This is a genomic window from Bordetella tumbae (genome assembly GCF_965139195.1).
Lineage (GTDB): Bacteria > Pseudomonadota > Gammaproteobacteria > Burkholderiales > Burkholderiaceae_B > Bordetella_A > Bordetella_A tumbae.
Map to the genome: position 1 here is coordinate 59,346 of NZ_CBCSJH010000029.1, position 16,520 is coordinate 75,865.

The 16,520-nt window shown below is 60.7% G+C and carries 16 protein-coding genes; 11 read left to right on the top strand and 5 right to left on the bottom strand.

Going from position 1 to position 16,520, the window contains the following annotated elements:
• Positions 1-115: 115 nt before the first annotated feature.
• Positions 116-1,270 (bottom strand): pyridoxal phosphate-dependent aminotransferase, encoded by a 1,155-nt coding sequence (locus tag ACNA0J_RS22715; protein ID WP_415821131.1) that lies wholly within the window; start codon positions 1,268-1,270, stop codon positions 116-118.
• 31 nt (positions 1,271-1,301) lie between these two features.
• Between ACNA0J_RS22715 and ACNA0J_RS22720 the strand changes: the two genes are divergently transcribed.
• The 4 genes from ACNA0J_RS22720 (at position 1,302) to ACNA0J_RS22735 (ending at position 6,527) form a co-directional block, all read left to right on the top strand.
• Positions 1,302-2,423 carry a hypothetical protein gene (locus ACNA0J_RS22720; RefSeq protein WP_415821132.1) on the top strand — a complete coding sequence of 374 codons (1,122 nt, stop codon included), beginning with the start codon at positions 1,302-1,304 and terminating at the stop codon, positions 2,421-2,423.
• Positions 2,424-2,567: 144 nt separating this feature from the next.
• The gene (locus tag ACNA0J_RS22725; protein WP_415821133.1) at positions 2,568-4,856 is read left to right on the top strand and encodes an NADP-dependent malic enzyme; all 2,289 of its coding nucleotides are present in this window, start codon (positions 2,568-2,570) and stop codon (positions 4,854-4,856) included.
• A gap of 46 nt (positions 4,857-4,902) precedes the next feature.
• Positions 4,903-6,066, top strand: coding sequence for a patatin-like phospholipase family protein (locus tag ACNA0J_RS22730; protein WP_415821149.1), 1,164 nt, complete (start codon positions 4,903-4,905; stop codon positions 6,064-6,066).
• Positions 6,063-6,527: a barstar family protein gene (locus ACNA0J_RS22735; RefSeq protein ID WP_415821134.1), complete on the top strand. Its 465-nt coding sequence runs from the start codon at positions 6,063-6,065 to the stop codon at positions 6,525-6,527. Before ACNA0J_RS22730 ends, ACNA0J_RS22735 begins: the two co-directional genes overlap by 4 nt.
• A 658-nt stretch (positions 6,528-7,185) precedes the next feature.
• Here the strand turns inward: ACNA0J_RS22735 and ACNA0J_RS22740 are convergent.
• The 4 genes from ACNA0J_RS22740 to msrB all read right to left on the bottom strand — a co-directional run bounded on the left by ACNA0J_RS22740 (position 7,186) and on the right by msrB (position 9,336).
• Positions 7,186-7,962: a peptidylprolyl isomerase gene (locus ACNA0J_RS22740; RefSeq protein ID WP_415821135.1), complete on the bottom strand. Its 777-nt coding sequence runs from the start codon at positions 7,960-7,962 to the stop codon at positions 7,186-7,188.
• Positions 7,963-7,971: 9 nt separating this feature from the next.
• Positions 7,972-8,250: a BolA family protein gene (locus ACNA0J_RS22745; protein ID WP_415821136.1), complete on the bottom strand. Its 279-nt coding sequence runs from the start codon at positions 8,248-8,250 to the stop codon at positions 7,972-7,974.
• A gap of 103 nt (positions 8,251-8,353) precedes the next feature.
• Positions 8,354-8,938 carry a septation protein A gene (locus ACNA0J_RS22750; protein ID WP_415821137.1) on the bottom strand — a complete coding sequence of 195 codons (585 nt, stop codon included), beginning with the start codon at positions 8,936-8,938 and terminating at the stop codon, positions 8,354-8,356.
• Positions 8,935-9,336, bottom strand: a complete 402-nt coding sequence (msrB, locus tag ACNA0J_RS22755; protein ID WP_415821138.1) for a peptide-methionine (R)-S-oxide reductase MsrB — start codon at positions 9,334-9,336, stop codon at positions 8,935-8,937. The genes ACNA0J_RS22750 and msrB overlap by 4 nt, the downstream gene beginning before the upstream one ends.
• A gap of 65 nt (positions 9,337-9,401) precedes the next feature.
• On the opposite strand from msrB, the gene ACNA0J_RS22760 reads away from it, so the two are divergent.
• From ACNA0J_RS22760 to ACNA0J_RS22790, 7 genes are all read left to right on the top strand, one after another.
• Entirely contained in the window at positions 9,402-10,079 is a 678-nt protein-coding gene (locus ACNA0J_RS22760) for an energy-coupling factor ABC transporter ATP-binding protein (protein ID WP_415821139.1), read from the top strand.
• Positions 10,079-10,675, top strand: coding sequence for an energy-coupling factor transporter transmembrane component T family protein (locus tag ACNA0J_RS22765; protein ID WP_415821150.1), 597 nt, complete (start codon positions 10,079-10,081; stop codon positions 10,673-10,675). Before ACNA0J_RS22760 ends, ACNA0J_RS22765 begins: the two co-directional genes overlap by 1 nt.
• On the top strand, positions 10,675-11,238 hold the full coding sequence (locus ACNA0J_RS22770; protein WP_415821151.1) for a biotin transporter BioY: 564 nt from the start codon (positions 10,675-10,677) through the stop codon (positions 11,236-11,238). The genes ACNA0J_RS22765 and ACNA0J_RS22770 overlap by 1 nt, the downstream gene beginning before the upstream one ends.
• A 334-nt stretch (positions 11,239-11,572) precedes the next feature.
• The gene (locus ACNA0J_RS22775; RefSeq protein WP_415821140.1) at positions 11,573-12,739 is read left to right on the top strand and encodes an ABC transporter substrate-binding protein; all 1,167 of its coding nucleotides are present in this window, start codon (positions 11,573-11,575) and stop codon (positions 12,737-12,739) included.
• Positions 12,740-12,889: 150 nt separating this feature from the next.
• Positions 12,890-13,927: a branched-chain amino acid ABC transporter permease gene (locus ACNA0J_RS22780; protein WP_415821142.1), complete on the top strand. Its 1,038-nt coding sequence runs from the start codon at positions 12,890-12,892 to the stop codon at positions 13,925-13,927.
• A 5-nt stretch (positions 13,928-13,932) separates the two neighbouring features.
• Positions 13,933-15,771, top strand: coding sequence for a branched-chain amino acid ABC transporter ATP-binding protein/permease (locus ACNA0J_RS22785; protein WP_415821143.1), 1,839 nt, complete (start codon positions 13,933-13,935; stop codon positions 15,769-15,771).
• The coding region (locus ACNA0J_RS22790; protein WP_415821144.1) for an ABC transporter ATP-binding protein at positions 15,768-16,520 on the top strand (753 nt) is incomplete at its 3' end. The genes ACNA0J_RS22785 and ACNA0J_RS22790, both read left to right, overlap by 4 nt.

Below are 16,520 nucleotides of genomic sequence, written 5' to 3' on the forward strand. Positions count from 1 at the left end.
AGTTGATGCAGATGGGATGAGCTGGACTGGGCAGCGCTGGGCTGGGTAGAGCGGGGCCCGGGTGCATGGGAGGAAAGGGCATGCCCGTTTGAATGAGCAGCCCTGCGCTCGACATCTACAGCACGGTGCCTATGCGTCGCACGGCCTCTTGCAGGCGGTCCAATCCCGTGGCGTACGAGAATCGCATCGTGTGGTGACCATGCGCCGGACCGAAATCCAGACCGGGCACTGCTGCGACGCCTGCGTCGTGCAGCAGCCGGTGAGCGAAAGCCGAGCTGTCAACGCCCATCGCGGCAATGTCCGCATAGATATAAAACGCACCATCCGGTTTGACAGGCACATGCAGGCCCAGCCGTTCGAACTCGGGCAGCAAATAGTCGCGGCGTTGTTTAAAGGCCTCGCGGCGGTGTTCGTAGATCTTGAGCGTGTCGGGCGCAAAGCAGGCGAGGGCGGCATGCTGCGCCAGTGTGGGCGCGCAGATCGCCAGACTGGCGGCCATTTTTTCGATGGGGCCGGCCAGGCGTTCGGGCACGATCATCCAGCCGAGCCGCCATCCCGTCATGTGGAAGTATTTTGAGAAACTGTTGATGACGATGATGTCATCATCCAGCGTCAACGCCGAGCGCGCTTCGTTTTCGTAACTGAGTCCCAGATAGATTTCGTCGACGATGGCAAAGCCCTGGCGCTCGCGCACGGCATGCAGCAAGGCGGCCAACTCGTCGCGCGCGATGCTGGTGCCGGTCGGATTGCTGGGCGAGGCAACCAGCACGCCGCGTGTTGCGGGCGTCCAGTGGTCCCGTACGTCTTGCGCCGATAGCTGAAACCGTTTTTCCGCCGCGCTGGGGATCAGGCGGGGACGGCCGCCGGCGGCCAGAATGAAATTGCTATTTGCCGGGTACGAGGGGTCGGGCATCAGGACTTCCGCGCCGGTATCCACCATGGCGGCGCACGCGAGCGACAGGGCGCCGGACGCGCCAGCGGTGACGATGACGCGCGCGGGGTCGATCTTGGCGCCGAACTCAGTTGCGTAGAATTGGGCAATGGCCTCGCGCAATCCGGCCAGGCCGGCGGGGGCGCTGTATCCGCTCAGGCCGGCTCGCGCGGCGCGGTCCAGGGCTTCCACGACCTGCGCGGGCGCGGTAAAGTCCGGCTCGCCTATCCCGAGGCTGACGATGTCACGGCCGGCGGCTTGCAATGCCTGGGCCTCTTTAAAGACTTCGACGGCGTGAAAGGTCAGGAATTCTTGGGCGCGTGAGGCAAGGCGCGACATGGCAGTTCTCGTAACGAAAAAGGAATTGTAGATGCAGCCATCGCGGCGCGCATTTCTGTTTGGCCGGCAAACGCCACGCACGCCCTGGGACGCTTTTTTGCAGCGTCTGGGGCGGCTGGTGCAAGGGCAGGTGCGCAATCTCCGGACTGAGGCGCCTCAGCAAGGGCGGACGCACAATCCCGGGGCTCAGGCGTCGGGACCCACTCTCACGGCGGAGACACCGGCGCATGGTCCAGGCGTCGAGCCGCCGAATCGCGCCCGTCTGATACCTGTACATCGCGACGACGTGCGGCAAGCGCGAGCGCTCTGTGCCGAATACGGCGTGGTGTTGCAACTCGCTGGCCTGACCGGCGGCACGCGTCCCTCGACGCCGAAGGCGGGTGACCCGCACGATGCGCTTGATCATCGTCCGCCTGATGAGCCAGGGCAGGAATACACCGATGCACTGATCCAGGGAGATGTGCTGGAGGTCGATCCGTCAAGCCTGGACACGTTTACCCATGATCCCGAGACAGGCCAGTGGGTAGCGCAGCCGGGATGCCGGGTCGGCGAGCTGGCGGCATCCGGGCTGCCGCAATTTCGTGAGGCGCCGCCTGATTGGACCTTGGCCGCCTGGTTGGCGAAATCTCACGCTTGGATGCCCGGGGGCACTGCCATGAGCGGCGTAGTGGAGGCCGAATTGTTGTTTTCCGACGGCACGACCGAGACGCTGGGGCCATTTGGCGCCGCCGGGGTGAGGCCCTTGCGCTCCGCGATGGTGCAGCGCCTGGTACCCGCGCTGTTTCAATTGTCGTCGTCTCCAGATGCGGTGATGTGCCGCGAGGCTCCTCAGTGGCCGTGTCGTTATCGATTGGATGCGTTGCAGCCAGCGGCGCCTGCAGAGGTCAACCTCGCTCAATTGTTACTGGGGCACGGCGGTGCGTTGGCCTGGGTGGAGTCTGTCACATTGATTCCGGTCGAGGTCCGGCAGGCAGGGCAAGAGGGAGCTGATCCAGGCGCATCGACCGTTGCCTGGTCACACGCTGCCGGAGCGCCGCCCGGCCCCGCGGCCTTGCCAGGACCGGCATCCTCGGGCGATAAAGTGGCCAATGCAGCTCGCAGGCTGCAGATTCGCATCAAAAACGCGTTTGATCCTTTGGATATCTACGGGTGAGCCGCGATGCCGTTTCCGTCCGCGCCATTTCTGTCACGCCAGCGGTGCCGTTTTTACCGGACGCGCCTGTCATCTGGAAGTAAGATAATCGCCTCTCTAAGCTAGAATTCCCCACTTTCGTGGACCAACTGAGTAGCCCGCCATATGGACGCCAATTTTCGCAAAGCCGCACTTGATTATCATGAGTCCGGCCGCCCCGGCAAAATCGCTGTCACGCCGACCAAACAATTGTCGAACCAGCGTGATTTGGCGCTGGCCTACTCACCTGGGGTGGCAGCAGCCTGTGAAGAAATCGTCAACGACCCCGTCAATGCGGTGCGCTACACGGCGCGCGGCAACCTGGTCGGCGTGATTACCAACGGGACCGCTGTGCTGGGCCTGGGCAACATCGGCGCGCTGGCCTCCAAGCCCGTCATGGAGGGCAAGGCCGTCTTGTTCAAGAAGTTTGCCGGCCTGGACGTGTTCGACATCGAGATCAACGAAACCGATCCGGACAAACTGGTCGAAATCATTGCGGGGCTGGAGCCGACTTTCGGCGGCATCAACCTCGAGGATATCAAGGCCCCCGAGTGCTTCACCGTAGAGCGCAAACTGCGCGAGCGCATGAAAATCCCGGTGTTCCACGACGACCAGCACGGCACGGCCATCTGTGTCTCGGCGGCCTTTATCAACGGCCTGAAAGTGGTGGGCAAAGCGATCGATCAAGTCAAAGTCGTGGCCTCGGGCGCCGGTGCGGCCGCGCTGGCTTGCCTGGACCTGATGGTGGATCTGGGCGTGCCCATTGAAAACATCTGGGTGACCGACCTCGAAGGCGTCGTCTACGAAGGGCGTGTCGCGTTGATGGACCCCGACAAGGCCCGTTTTGCTCAAAAGACCGAACAGCGCAAGCTGGCCGAAGTCATCCAGGGCGCAGACGTGTTCCTGGGGCTGTCGGCAGGCGGCGTGCTCAAGCCCGAGATGGTCGCCTCGATGGCGGCTCGCCCGGTGATCCTGGCGCTGGCCAACCCCAATCCCGAGATCCTGCCCGAAGACGCGCACGCGGTACGCGACGACGTCGTGATGGCAACGGGCCGTTCCGACTATCCGAACCAGGTCAACAACGTTCTGTGCTTTCCCTATATTTTCCGGGGCGCGCTGGATGTTGGCGCGACGACGATTACGCGTGAAATGGAAATGGCAGCCGTGCACGCCATCGCCAAACTCGCCCAGGAAGAGCAAAACGAGGTCGTGGCCGCTGCCTATGGCACGTACGACATCAGCTTTGGCCGTGAATACCTGATTCCCAAGCCGTTCGACCCGCGTTTGATCACCCGCATCGCGCCCGCCGTGGCCAAGGCCGCCATGGAAGGCGGGGTTGCGACGCGTCCGTTGGCCGATCTGGAGGCTTACGTCGAGCAACTGCAGCAATTCGTGTACCACTCCGGCGCTTTCATGAAGCCCCTGTACTCGGCGGCCAAGACCCTGGTACGCGACGGCGGCAAGGCGCGAATTGTCTTCACCGAGGGCGAAGACGAACGCGTGCTTCGCGCCGTGCAGGTCGTGGTTGACGAGGGGCTGGCCAAACCTATCCTCGTGGGACGTCCGGCAGTGCTGGCCGCCCGTATCGAAAAATATGGCCTGCGCCTGCGCCTGGGTGAGGACGTCGAGGTCACCAACCCCGAGTACGACGAGCGATTCCACCAGTACTGGACGACGTACTGGGAAATGATGTGCCGCCGCGGCATCACCAAGGAAATGGCGCGCGTCGAAATGCGCCGCCGCCTGACGCTGATCGGCGCCATGATGCTGCATCGCGGTGAGGCAGACGGCATGATCTGCGGTGTGGTCAGTTCCTACGCCGAGCATCTGCGCTTCATCGACGAAGTGATCGGCAAGCGCCCCGGCGCCAACGTCTATGCCGCCATGAACGTGCTGTTGCTCAATGAGCGTGTGGTGGCCTTGGTGGACACGCACGTCAACGACAATCCTACGGCCGAACAGATCGCAGAGATCACCATCGCCGCGGCCGAGCAAATGAAGCGCCTGAACCTGGCGCCCAAGATCGCGTTGCTGTCGCGTTCGAATTTCGGTACAGGCAGCTCGTCCTCGGGCGCGAAAATGCGCGAAGCACTTGCCCTGGTGCGCGAAGCCGCCCCGGACCTGGAAATCGACGGCGAAATGCACGGCGATTGCGCATTGGACGAGGCCCTGCGCACTCGCATCCTGCCATCGTCGACCCTCAAAGGTGCAGCCAACCTGTTGGTTTGCCCCAACGTGGATTCCGGCAATATCGCCTACAACCTGCTCAAGACAGCGGCGGGCGGCAACGTCGCCGTGGGACCGTTCTTGCTCGGGGCCAACGCGCCCGTGCATATTTTGACGTCCAGTTCCACGGTGCGCCGTATCGTCAACATGACCGCCCTGGTCGTCGTTGATGCCAACATCCCCAAATAGCATCGCGCAGGCCGCCAGCCAGCCCCGTTCTCCGACGGGGCTGGTGTTGACCGGCGGTGGCGCGCGTGCGGCCTACCAAGTAGGCGCGCTGCGCGCTGTATTGGATATTCTCGATCCCGAATCCCATCCGGGTTTCCACAATCCCTTTCCGATCATCTGCGGCACCTCAGCGGGCTCTATCAACGCCACCGCCCTGGCATGCCGTGCCGATCGTCCGCACTTGGCGGTGCGCCGCATTCAACGTCTCTGGGAATCTTTGCACACCAGCATGGTGTACCGTGCCGACGCACCGGGTTTGATCAAGACCGGCGTGCGTTGGCTGGGCTTGCTGGCTTTGGGATGGATGTTTTCCGGTCTGGGCCGCGAACGGCCTCGATCGTTGCTGGATAACAAGCCGTTGGCCGAGCTGCTGACGCGCGTACTCGATTTCGAGCATTTGCATGCCAACCTGCAGCACAACGCCTTAAGCGCCTTGGCGATCACCGCTTCGGGGTTCACCAGCGGCGAACATCTGACCTTCTATCAGTCGAACCACGCGATTGAACCCTGGCATCGTTCACTGCGGCGCGCGCTGTCCGTACGCATAGGCGTCCAGCATCTGATGGCGTCCTCATCCATTCCGTTCATCTTTCCTGCGCAGCCTGTCGATGTGCAGGGCCAGCGCGAGTGGTGCGGTGATGGTTCCATGCGACAGTTGGCCCCCATCAGCCCGGCCATCCATCTGGGGGCTGAGCGCGTGTTGGTGATAGGAACCAGCTTTCGTGATGAGACTCATCCCGAAAAACGCGAGGCCGCGCCGCCTTATCCCAGCTTGGCGCAAGTGGGCGGGCATGTGCTGTCCAGCATCTTTCTAGACGGCTTATCGATGGATTTAGAGCGTCTGGAACGGATTAACGAACTGGTCACTTACATCGGCCATGATCCGGCTGTTGGCGGGGGTGTCCGGCGTGTGAACGTTCTGACCTTGACCCCCAGTCAGTCGTTGGATCTGTTGGCACTCGATTATTTATCTGAAATGCCCCTCGAAGCCCGTACCCTTTTTCGCGTACTCGGTGTATCGTCCGACCCTGATCGTTCGGGTGGTGGCGCGCTGTTGTCTTATTTATTGTTCGAAGGCGCTTACACACAACGATTGATTGAACTGGGGTATGCCGATACGATGCGGCGTAGCGAAGATGTCGCGGGTTTTTTCAAGGAGGGCCAGGCATGACGCACAATGGCCAGTCTACGTTGCAGCGCCAATTGAGCAGCGGTGGCGCGATCGATCATGGCGATCTGCACAAAGAGGCCGTGAATGAGGCTGCGCGTGAGCTCGGATTGGCGTTCATGGTGGCCGAATGCGACCGGGCGCGCAGCCGGTCGGCGGTATTGCGGGCGATCGCCAAGGCGGTCGATTTTCCTGAATATTTTGGCGGGAATTTCGATGCGCTGTACGACTGCTTGTGCGACACGGTGCTGGATCAAAAAACCGGTGTCGTGTTGTGGTTGGTAAAGCTGCATTCGGGGGATCCCGCGTTGGCCGATGACGCGGCGCGGATCGAATCCGTGTGCGCGGATGTGGTGACGTTCGCCGAGGAAAATGGACGGGCGTTCAGTTACATCGTCGAGCATGCGGGCAAGCATCCGGATCCTGAGCCGGGAGTGGCTGCGGCGCGCTACGGAGAAGGGTGAGGTTCGCGATTGCCTGGGGTGTCTCTGTTTAGGCGTCCCAGCCGGGTGCCTGNAAGCCGCACCGGGCCTATCGCGGCGACTCGGCCCATGANCAGGGGCCTCGGNCCGCTTCGCGGGCTAAATCGCGGCTCAACGGCCCGGCGGGGCTTTTACACGCCNACCTCCTGCTCGCAATGTCTGCCATTGACGGATGTTNNTACNCTNCTCGTTGTTGAGCAGACTCCGTTGATTNGCGTCCAGTNTGGCCNCGTGACANGAACCCTGCCNATNGCATTAGCAAAGACAGCTTCNAAAANCGCNGATGGCAATCAGCCCTCGTTGNATTCCCTCATCATGAGTCCCTGTCGCGTGCCTGGGCGTGGNGCCGGGCCGTTGAGCACGGATTTAGTCCGCGCAGCGGACCGAGGCCCCTGGTCATGGGCCGAGTCCGTGCGATAGGCCCGGCACCACGCCCAGGCACGCGACAGGGACGCCTTCAGAGAGACAATCAAGAGCAGCAACCGCCCACAACCCCAACAGCGATAAAAAAAGCCCCAGTTCAAAACCAGGGCCCTTCTTCACAATCATCATGCAACGGCTAACTAGCAAGAGTCGTTAACGAACGCCTCCAGCCAAACCTGACCACAGTACAACACCGCAGCCAGGCTCACCGTCATCATTACTTGATCGTAGCTTTTTCGCGCAGTTGCTTCTGGTATTCACCCAAAGCCTGCTGACGCAGCATTTCTTCGAGTTGCGGACGGACCTGATCCAGCGGGGGGAATTCCACCGGACGGGTGTCCTCGACCTCGATGATGTGCCAACCGAACTGCGTCTGCACCGGCTTGTCGGCCAGTTGGCCTTTCTTCAGGCTGCCGACGGTGTCGGCAAATGGCTTCACGTAGTTGGTGGGAGGAGCCCAGCCCAGATCGCCGCCATTGGCGCCACTACCAGGGTCCTTGGAGTTTTTCTTGGCCAGATCGGCGAACTTGCTCTTGTCTTTCTTGATCTGCGCGAGCAGGTCGTTGGCAGTTTTCTCGTCTTCGACCAGGATGTGGCGGACCTTGTATTCCTGTTGGCCAGCTTGTTGCTGCTTGGCCTTGTTGTATTCGTCCTGGATCTGCTTGTCGGTGACAGGGTGCTTTTTCAGGTAGTCGGCCATCAGCGCGCGAACCAGGATGCCTTCGCGGGCCAGCGAGATTTCGGTCTGGACGTCCGCTTGCTTGGCGACGCCGTCTTTTTCGGCCGCCTGGACGAAGATCTGGCGGTTGATCATTTCCTGCTTGACCTGTTCGCGCAGTTGCGGCGAATCGGTTGCGCCCTGGCTGACCAGCAGTTTGACGAATTGATCCAAGCTTTGCTGAGAGATCGCCTTGCCATTGACGGTGGCGACGTTCTGCGCAAATGCGGGTACCGCGACCGCGCAAGCAGCGGCCAGCATCACGATGCGTTTCATGGATTTCCTTTAGGAATTTGTCAGAGGGGCTTGGGCATCAAGCGCAAGCGCATGGATAGGATGAGGGATCAGGTCTTGCAAAAGATCATACACCAGACGATGCCGGGCAACAGGCGTCAAACCGGCAAAGCGCGAGGCCACGATACGTACATGGTAGTGGCCGGCGCCACCCTGTGCACCCGCATGTCCGGCGTGCAGGTGCGAGTCGTCGCGGATGTCTAGTGCGGTCGGCTCCAGGGCAGCCAGGCGGGTGCGTATCAGCGCGATGCGGTCAGTGGTGTCGGGCATGAGTCAAACGATGAACGATGGATAAAACGATCAGACCTTAAATAGAAAATACAAGCAGATAACTCAAACGGATAAAAATCGGACGATGAGTCCTCGCTGAGCATCAGTCTTTGCCTATTTCGCGTTGAGGATCGTTGGCCTCTGGTTGGCTGGGATGCTGCATGTGTTTGCTCAGCCATAACGACTGGCCAATCACAAATACCAGCAACAACCCCATCAGCCCGAAGACCTTGAAATTCACCCATTGCGATTCCGTGAAATGGCCGGAAAACGCCACGTACAGATTAATGGCGCCTGCGGCCAGGAAAAACAAGGCCCAGCTCAGGTTGAGTTTGTCCCAGGCTGTATCGGAAAGTTCAATTTGGGCGCCCAGCAGCCGGCGCATCAGGTTGCGGCCGAACAGGAAACGAGAGCCGAGCAGGGCGCCGCCAAACAGCCAGTACAGGACAGTGGGCTTCCATTTGATGAACACATCGCTGTGCAGCCACAACGTCGCACCGCCGAAAATCACGATGACCGACAGGTTGATCCAGTGTGTCATTTCGATACGTTTGCCTGTTGCCCGTAACCAAATGAACTGGGCAACCGAGGCGGCGATCGCCACCGCTGTCGCGGTATAGATATCGGCAAATCGGTACGCGATGAAGAAAAGAATCAGTGGGAATAGGTCAAACAGGAATTTCTTCATTCGTTCTCGATGGGTTCGAATTTGAGCGATACCGAGTTGATGCAATAACGCAGTCCGGTGGGCTCTGGCCCGTCGGGGAATACGTGGCCCAGGTGCGAGTCGCAGATATTGCACAGGACTTCGGTGCGCACCATGCCGTGAGAGATATCGCGCTCTTCGCGCACGCGTGCTGGATCGATAGGCTCGAAATAGCTGGGCCAGCCGCAGCCGGCGTCGAACTTGGTGTCCGAGGCAAATAGCGGAGTGCCACAGCCGACGCAACGGTAAATACCCAGCTGTGTCGTGTCCCAATAACGGCCGGTAAAGGCGCGCTCGGTGCCTTTCTGGCGCGCTACCGCGTATTCTTGCGGCGTCAGTTGGGCGCGCCATTCCTCGTCGGTTTTACGTACTTTTTCCATGTCACCTCTTGGAGCCCGGATGATTGAAATGGTTCAAGCATGGGGTTCGGGCATAATTTCGCCCCATGTTAATCGAGTTTGATCACGCCGTTGTTGCCACACCGCATTCCCAGGCATTGCGGGGGGTGAGTTTGACCCTCGACCAGCGCCGGGTGGGCGTGGTCGGGCCGAACGGGGCCGGCAAGAGCACCTTTGCCAAGCTGCTCAACGGCCTGGTGCTGCCGACGGCCGGCCGGGTGACCCTCGACGGCCTGGATACCCGGCACGATATCAAGGCGATCCGCCGTCAGGTGGGATTCGTATTCCAGAACCCCGAAAACCAAATCGTATACCCCATTGTGCGCGAGGACATGGCTTTTGGCCTGAAAGCGCAGCGCCTGCCCGCGCAAGAGTCGGCGCAGCGTATCCAAGCCAGCCTGGACGGTTTGGGGGTAGGGCATCTGGTGGACCGGGCGAGCCACACCTTGTCTGGCGGTGAGTGCCAACTGGTGGCGTTGGCATCGGTGCTGGTGATGCAGCCGGCCTTGGTGGTGTTTGACGAGCCTACGACGCAATTGGACCTGCGCAATCGTAATAGGGTCGCCCGCGCGATTGCCGGGCTGGAACAGCAAGCCGTCGTCGTCAGCCATGACCTGGAGCTGCTGCAGGACTTTGACCGTGTCCTGGTAGTGGTCGATGGGCAGATCGCCGCGGATGACTGCCCCGGCCCTGCGTTACGCTGGTATCGGGAGCATTGCGCATGATGATCGAGCCCCTTTATATAAAGGGTGATCGCTGGCTGCATCGGCTGCCAGCCGGCTATAAATTAGCGGCGCTGGTGGTCGCGGGCATCGGATTGTTTTTCGTGCAGAATGCCTGGGGGCTCGCGATTGCGTTCGCGGTGTCCTGCGTGTTGGTATGGTCGACCGGCGTGGGGGCGGCCGCTTGCTGGCGTCAGGTGCGGGGCCTCGTTTGGGTGCTGGCGGCGATTGGCGTGTTTGCCGTGGTGTTCCAGGGTTGGCTGCCGGCGGTGATCGTGTTGCTGCGCATCGCGGCCTTGGTCGGTCTGGCTTTGGCGGTGACGCTGTCGACGAGGAGTTCGGACCTGATCGCCGTCTGCGAACGCGCTTTGTCGCCGCTGGACCGGCTAGGATGGGTAGATGCGAGCAAGGTAGCGCTGGCCCTGGCGTTGACCTTGCGTTTCGTGCCGGAAATCTGGCGTCATTATCAGGAAATCCGCGAGGCGCAGGCGGCCCGCGGTTTGGCCCGACATCCTTTGGCATTGCTGGTGCCATTGGTGGTGCGGACATTGAAACGGGCCCAGCAAGTCGCTCAGGCCATTGATGCGCGTGGTGAATGATGAAAACCCAAGATACCGTGTTGATTGCGCTGTTCGCGGCGCTGATTGTGGTGCTGAGCCTGGTACCGCCGATCCCCTTGCCGGCTATTCCGGTGCCGGTGACCTTGCAGAGCCTGGGCGTCATGCTGACGGGCGCCATGTTGGGGCCGGTGCGCGGCGGGTTGGCGTGCTTGCTGTATTTGTTGCTGGCTGCGATCGGGTTGCCTGTGCTGCCGGGAGGCCGCGGTGGGCTGGGCGTGTTTTTCGGGCCGACCGGCGGTTTCCTGTTGGGCATGGCGCTGGGCGCCGTCGTCACCGGTTGGCTGGCGCGTAGCTGGGTCCGCACCCCGGGCCAGAGCGTCAGGACCGTGCTGGCTTATGGCTTGGCGTGCATCGCCGGCGGTATTGGCGCCGTGTATCTGATCGGCGTGCTGTGGCTCGCCTCCGTGACGCAGATGGGCTTGGGCAAAGCGATGATGGCGATGTTGGTATTCATCCCCGGCGATCTGGTCAAGGTTGCCGTTGCCTCCTGGGTGGCGTGGCGTGTCGAACGCGTATGGCCGATTCTGCGGGAATCCCCTTAATGACGCCGTTCCCGGTCAGAGGCAACATTCGCTATTGTTGAATGCATTTGATTTTTTAGCGTGCCCACCTGGCCGTGTGGAACGGGGAGGGACGGCCTTCGCCAAACGCGGCCGACCCGTCGCCCGTGCGAATAGCTGCAGGTTGGATTGCGGGCTCGCTTTTGCGTCGACGTGCTTGCATGCGTGCGAGGGCGGACTAGGGAAGTCACGGGGTTTTATTTGAAGGCTATTTGATACACTTCTGGCTCAAATATCTGAATTTCTGTATAACATCAACCGGGCTCACTTTCCCGATTTCGGGGCCATAACAAGAGCCCACACAGGAGACAACAACATGACGCGCAAGTATTTCGGCTTGTCCGCGGCCGCCGCGGCTGTGGCGCTGAGCCTGCCGCTACTGGCCAGTGCCCAAGTCAAGGTGGGAGTCACCATCGCCAGTACCGGCCCCGCTGCTTCGCTAGGGATCCCCGAGCGCAACACGGTCGCATTGCTGCCCACCGAAGTCGCCGGTCAAAAAATCGAATGGATCGTGCTGGATGATGCGACCGACACGACTCAGGCTGTGAAAAACTCGCGCAAACTCGTGTCCGACGACAAAGTCGACGTGTTGGTGGGGACCTCTGTCACGCCGGGCTCGCTAGCCATGGTGGACGTCGCCGCCGAGGCCAAAGTCCCGATGATCAGCGTCGCTGCCAGCGCCAAGATCGTCGAGCCGGTCGATGACAAACGCCGCTGGGTGTTCAAGACGCCGCAAAACGATGCCTTGATGGCCAGTGCCTTGGCCGATGCCTTGGCCAAGTCCAAGGTGAAAACCTTGGGCTTCATCGGTTTTGCCGATGCCTATGGTGATGGTTGGTTGGCAGTGATGCGCGAGGCCGTCAAGGGCAAGGGCATCGAGATCACGGCGGTCGAAAAATACGGCCGCACGGACACGAGTGTCACGGGCCAGGTGCTGAAATTGATCAGCTCCAAACCCGATGCGATTCTCATCGCCGGCGCCGGCACGCCTTCGGCGCTGCCGCAAAAAGAACTGCGCGCGCGCAATTACCAAGGCACGATTTATCAAACGCACGGTGCGGCCAATAATGACGTGCTGCGTGTTTGCGGTGCAGATTGCGACGGCATGCTGCTGCCTGCAGGCCCGTTGCTGGTCGCGGCGCAATTGCCTGACAGCAATCCGGTGAAAAAATCGGCCCTGGCTTACACCACTGCCTACGAAGGCAAGTATGGCGCCGGCACCACCAATACCTTTGGCGGCCATATGTGGGACGCAGGCCAGTTGATCGTTGCGGCCTTGCCTGTGGCACTAAAGAGCGGCGCCAAGCCTGGCACCCCCGAGTTTCGCGCGGCGATGCGCGATGCGCTGGAAGGCATCAAGAACTTGCCCGCATCCCAAGGTGTTTTCAACATGAGCCCCACCGAACATGCTGGCTTTGACGAGCGTTCGCGCGTCATGGTCAAGGTTGAGAAGGGCAAGTGGGTGTACCAGCCTGATTTGTGAGGCAGCCATCGCCGACGTGGCGCTGACGTCTGCTGGTTTTCAATACACCGGCCTGAGGGCCGGTGTGTCATATCCGCGATAATCCACGTCAATCCTGATGACGTATCCATGTCATCAGGCAGTCTTGTCAGAATCCCATAAGGCAGTTTCATGGATTTTTCAATTGCCCTCATCCTGTTGCAGGACGGTATCGTCAACGGTGCCATCTATGCATTGCTGGGTATGGCGCTGGTCCTGGTGTTCACCGTGACGCGCGTCATCTTTATTCCTCAGGGCGAGTTCGTCGCGTTTGGCGCGTTGACCCTGGCCATGCTGGTCAATGGCCGTGTGCCGGGTACCGCATACCTGTTGCCGCTGCTGGGCGCCGTAGTGTTGGTGCTGGAACTGCTGCGTGCCGTGCGTACAGGCAGTTGGGCCGCGTTGCCCAAAGTCGTATTGACGTGTGTGATCTTGCCGCTGGCGTTGTTGTGGTTGGCCTCGGTCTATGCCGCGCCGGATAACTCGCTATGGCTGAATATGTTGCTCGCCTTGGTGCTGATCATTCCGATGGGTTCGATGATCTATCGCATTGTGTATCAGCCGTTGGCCGAGGCGTCGGTGTTGGTCCTGCTGATTGTTTCCGTGGCGGTGCACTTTGCGCTGACGGGACTGGCCTTGGTGTTCTTTGGCGCAGAGGGATGGCGTACGCCCGCCTTTGTCAGTGGGCAAGTGAATCTGGGGCCTGCCACGTGGTCGGCGCAGAGCCTCTTTGTCGTCGGGACCTGCGCGCTGTTGATTGTTGCGCTGTGGTTGTTCTTTGGCAAAACCCTATACGGCCGTGCGTTGCGTGCGACGGCGGTGAATCGCCGCGGCGCGCGGCTGGTCGGCATCAGCACTACGATGTCGGGCAGCTTGACCTTTACGTTGGCGGTGGCGATCGGCGCCATGTCCGGCATGTTGATCGCACCGATCACGACGGTGTACTACGACACGGGTTTTCTGATCGGCCTGAAAGGCTTTGTGGGCGCGATCATTGGCGGCTTGGCCAGCTATCCGCTTGCGGCCGCGGGTGCGGTGCTGGTGGGTGTGCTTGAGGCGTTTTCTTCGTTTTGGGCCAGCGCCTACAAGGAAGTCATAGTGTTCACGCTGATCATTCCGGTGCTCGTGTGGCGATCGTTCAGCAGCCACCATACGGATGACGAGGAGTGATCGCCATGAGCAACCGTATTCTGTTAATCGCATTCATCGCCTTGTTGGTGATATTGCCCATGGTGCCTGCGACGCCCGAGTTCTGGATTACGCAGCTCAATTACATCGGACTGGCCGCGATGGTGGCGTTGGGGCTGGTGTTGTTGACGGGTGTGGGCGGACTGACGTCGTTTGGCCAGGCAGCCTTTGTCGGGCTGGGGGCATACACCACCGCCGTGTTGACCAGCCATTACGACACCTCGCCGTGGCTGGCATTGCTGGCAGGGCTATTATTGACCGCGGTCATCGCCTATTTGCTGGGCCTGATCACCTTGCGTCTGTCCGGCCATTATTTGCCGTTGGGCACCATCGCCTGGGGCTTGTCGCTCTATTTCTTGTTCGGCAATCTGGATTGGCTAGGAAAGCATGATGGGATCGCGGGCCTGGAGCCAATCAGCCTGTTCGGTTTTTCATTAGCCAACGGCCGTCATATTTACTACCTGATCTGGGTGTTCCTGCTGTTGTCGTTGTGGGCGACCAGCAACCTGCTCAGTTCCCGTCCGGGCCGCGCCATCCGTGCACTGAAAAGCGGTGCGGGCATGGCCGAGTCCATGGGGGTGAACACCGGCTCATACAAGATCATCATTTTTGTCTGGGCCGCCTTGCTGGCGTGTTTGTCGGGGTGGATCTATGCGCACATGCAACGTGCTGTCAGTCCCAGTCCATTCGGCTTGAATTACGGGATCGAATATCTCTTCATGGCCGTCGTGGGGGGCGCAGGTCACGTATGGGGCGCCTTGGTGGGCTCCGCCGTGATTCTGGGCCTGAAAGACCAATTGCAGAATCTGTTACCTAAGCTGTTGGACACGGACGCCAATTTCGAGCTCATCGTTTTCGGCGTGTTGCTCATTTTGGTGTTGCAGTACGCCGCGAATGGCTTATGGCCGATCTTGTCTGCGGGTTGGGCTCGCTTGACGGGCAGCGAGGGATCGCGTCGTCATCGGGCGCCTCCTCCCAATGCCGAAGCCTTGCCGCAACGCGATCGTCCAGAGCGCGGTGAACTGGTGCTGGATGTAGAAAGCATACGCAAGGAATTTGGCGGCTTGGTTGCGGTCAATGATATTTCGTTCAAAGTCCGCGCTGGCGAGATCGTGGGCCTGATTGGTCCGAATGGTGCGGGCAAAAGCACGACCTTCAACTTGATCAGCGGCGTGTTGCCGGCGACGCGCGGCCAGGTGCGTTTCCTGGGCGAATCCATCAACGGCCGCAGCGCACGCGACATCGCGCGCCGTGGCGTAGGGCGCACCTTTCAACATGTGCAGCTCCTGCCGGGGATGTCTGTCCTCGAAAACGTCGCGCTGGGTGCGCACATGCGGGCTGACGTCGGTGTCGTGGCGGGGGCGCTGCATAGCGACAGGGCCAAGGAAGCCCGTTTGTTGCACGAGGCCGCCACACAGCTCAAGCGCGTAGGTCTGGGCGATTATCTCTACGAGCAGGCGGGTAACCTGGCCCTAGGTCAGCAACGTATTCTGGAAATCGCGCGCGCGTTGGCGAGCGATCCGATTTTGCTGTTGTTGGACGAGCCTGCAGCTGGCCTGCGCTACAAGGAAAAGCAAGAGTTGGCACAAGTGCTTGAGCAATTGCGTGCCGAGGGTATGAGCATTTTGCTGGTCGAGCACGATATGGATTTCGTGATGCGTTTGACCAATCATCTGGTCGTCATGGACTTTGGCACCAAGTTGGCCGAGGGCGTTCCTGCGGAGGTTCAGCAGAATCCTGCTGTGCTCGAAGCCTATCTGGGAGGCATCGATGATGATCTGCCCGAAGCCGATCAAGGCGCACCGGTAACGGGGAGTGTGCAATGACGCAAGCTCAGAATGTGATCCTCGATGTGCGGGGCCTCAGCGCTCGCTATGGCAAAGTCGGTGCGCTCAACGAGGCCTCGTTGACGGTGGCGCCGGGCAGTATCGTGACGGTGATTGGCGCGAACGGTGCAGGCAAGTCCACGTTATTGAATGCGATGATGGGGGCCTTGCCGACGACGGGCCATGCCTCGGGTGCTGTGCATTACGCCGGAGCAGATGTGTCCGGTTGGGGTGTGGAGCGCCGTGTCGGGGCCGGCATGTCTTTGGTCCCTGAACGCCGCGAATTGTTTGGCAGCATGTCGGTCGAGGACAACCTCCTGCTGGGAGGCTTTCGCCGTTATCGCGCGCGCGAAAGCGGTTGGCGGGATACGTTGGAGGAAGTATTCACCTTGTTTCCGCGGTTGAAAGAGCGTCGTCGCCAGGAGGCGGGTACGCTCTCGGGCGGTGAGCGCCAGATGCTGGCTGTAGGGCGGGCACTGATGGCCAAACCCCGTTTGCTGATGCTGGATGAGCCTAGCCTGGGACTGGCGCCTCGCATCGTTCGCGAGATTTTTCACATCATTGCGCGGCTGCGTGAAACGGGTGTGGCGATTTTGCTGGTCGAGCAAAATGCGCGGGCGGCGTTGCAGGTGGCTGATTATGGGTATGTGCTGGAGACAGGTGAAGTGATCTTGCACGGGCCGGCGCGGGAGTTGGCGGGGAATCCGCGGGTGATTGAGAGTTATCTTGGACTGGGGAAGGGGGCGGCT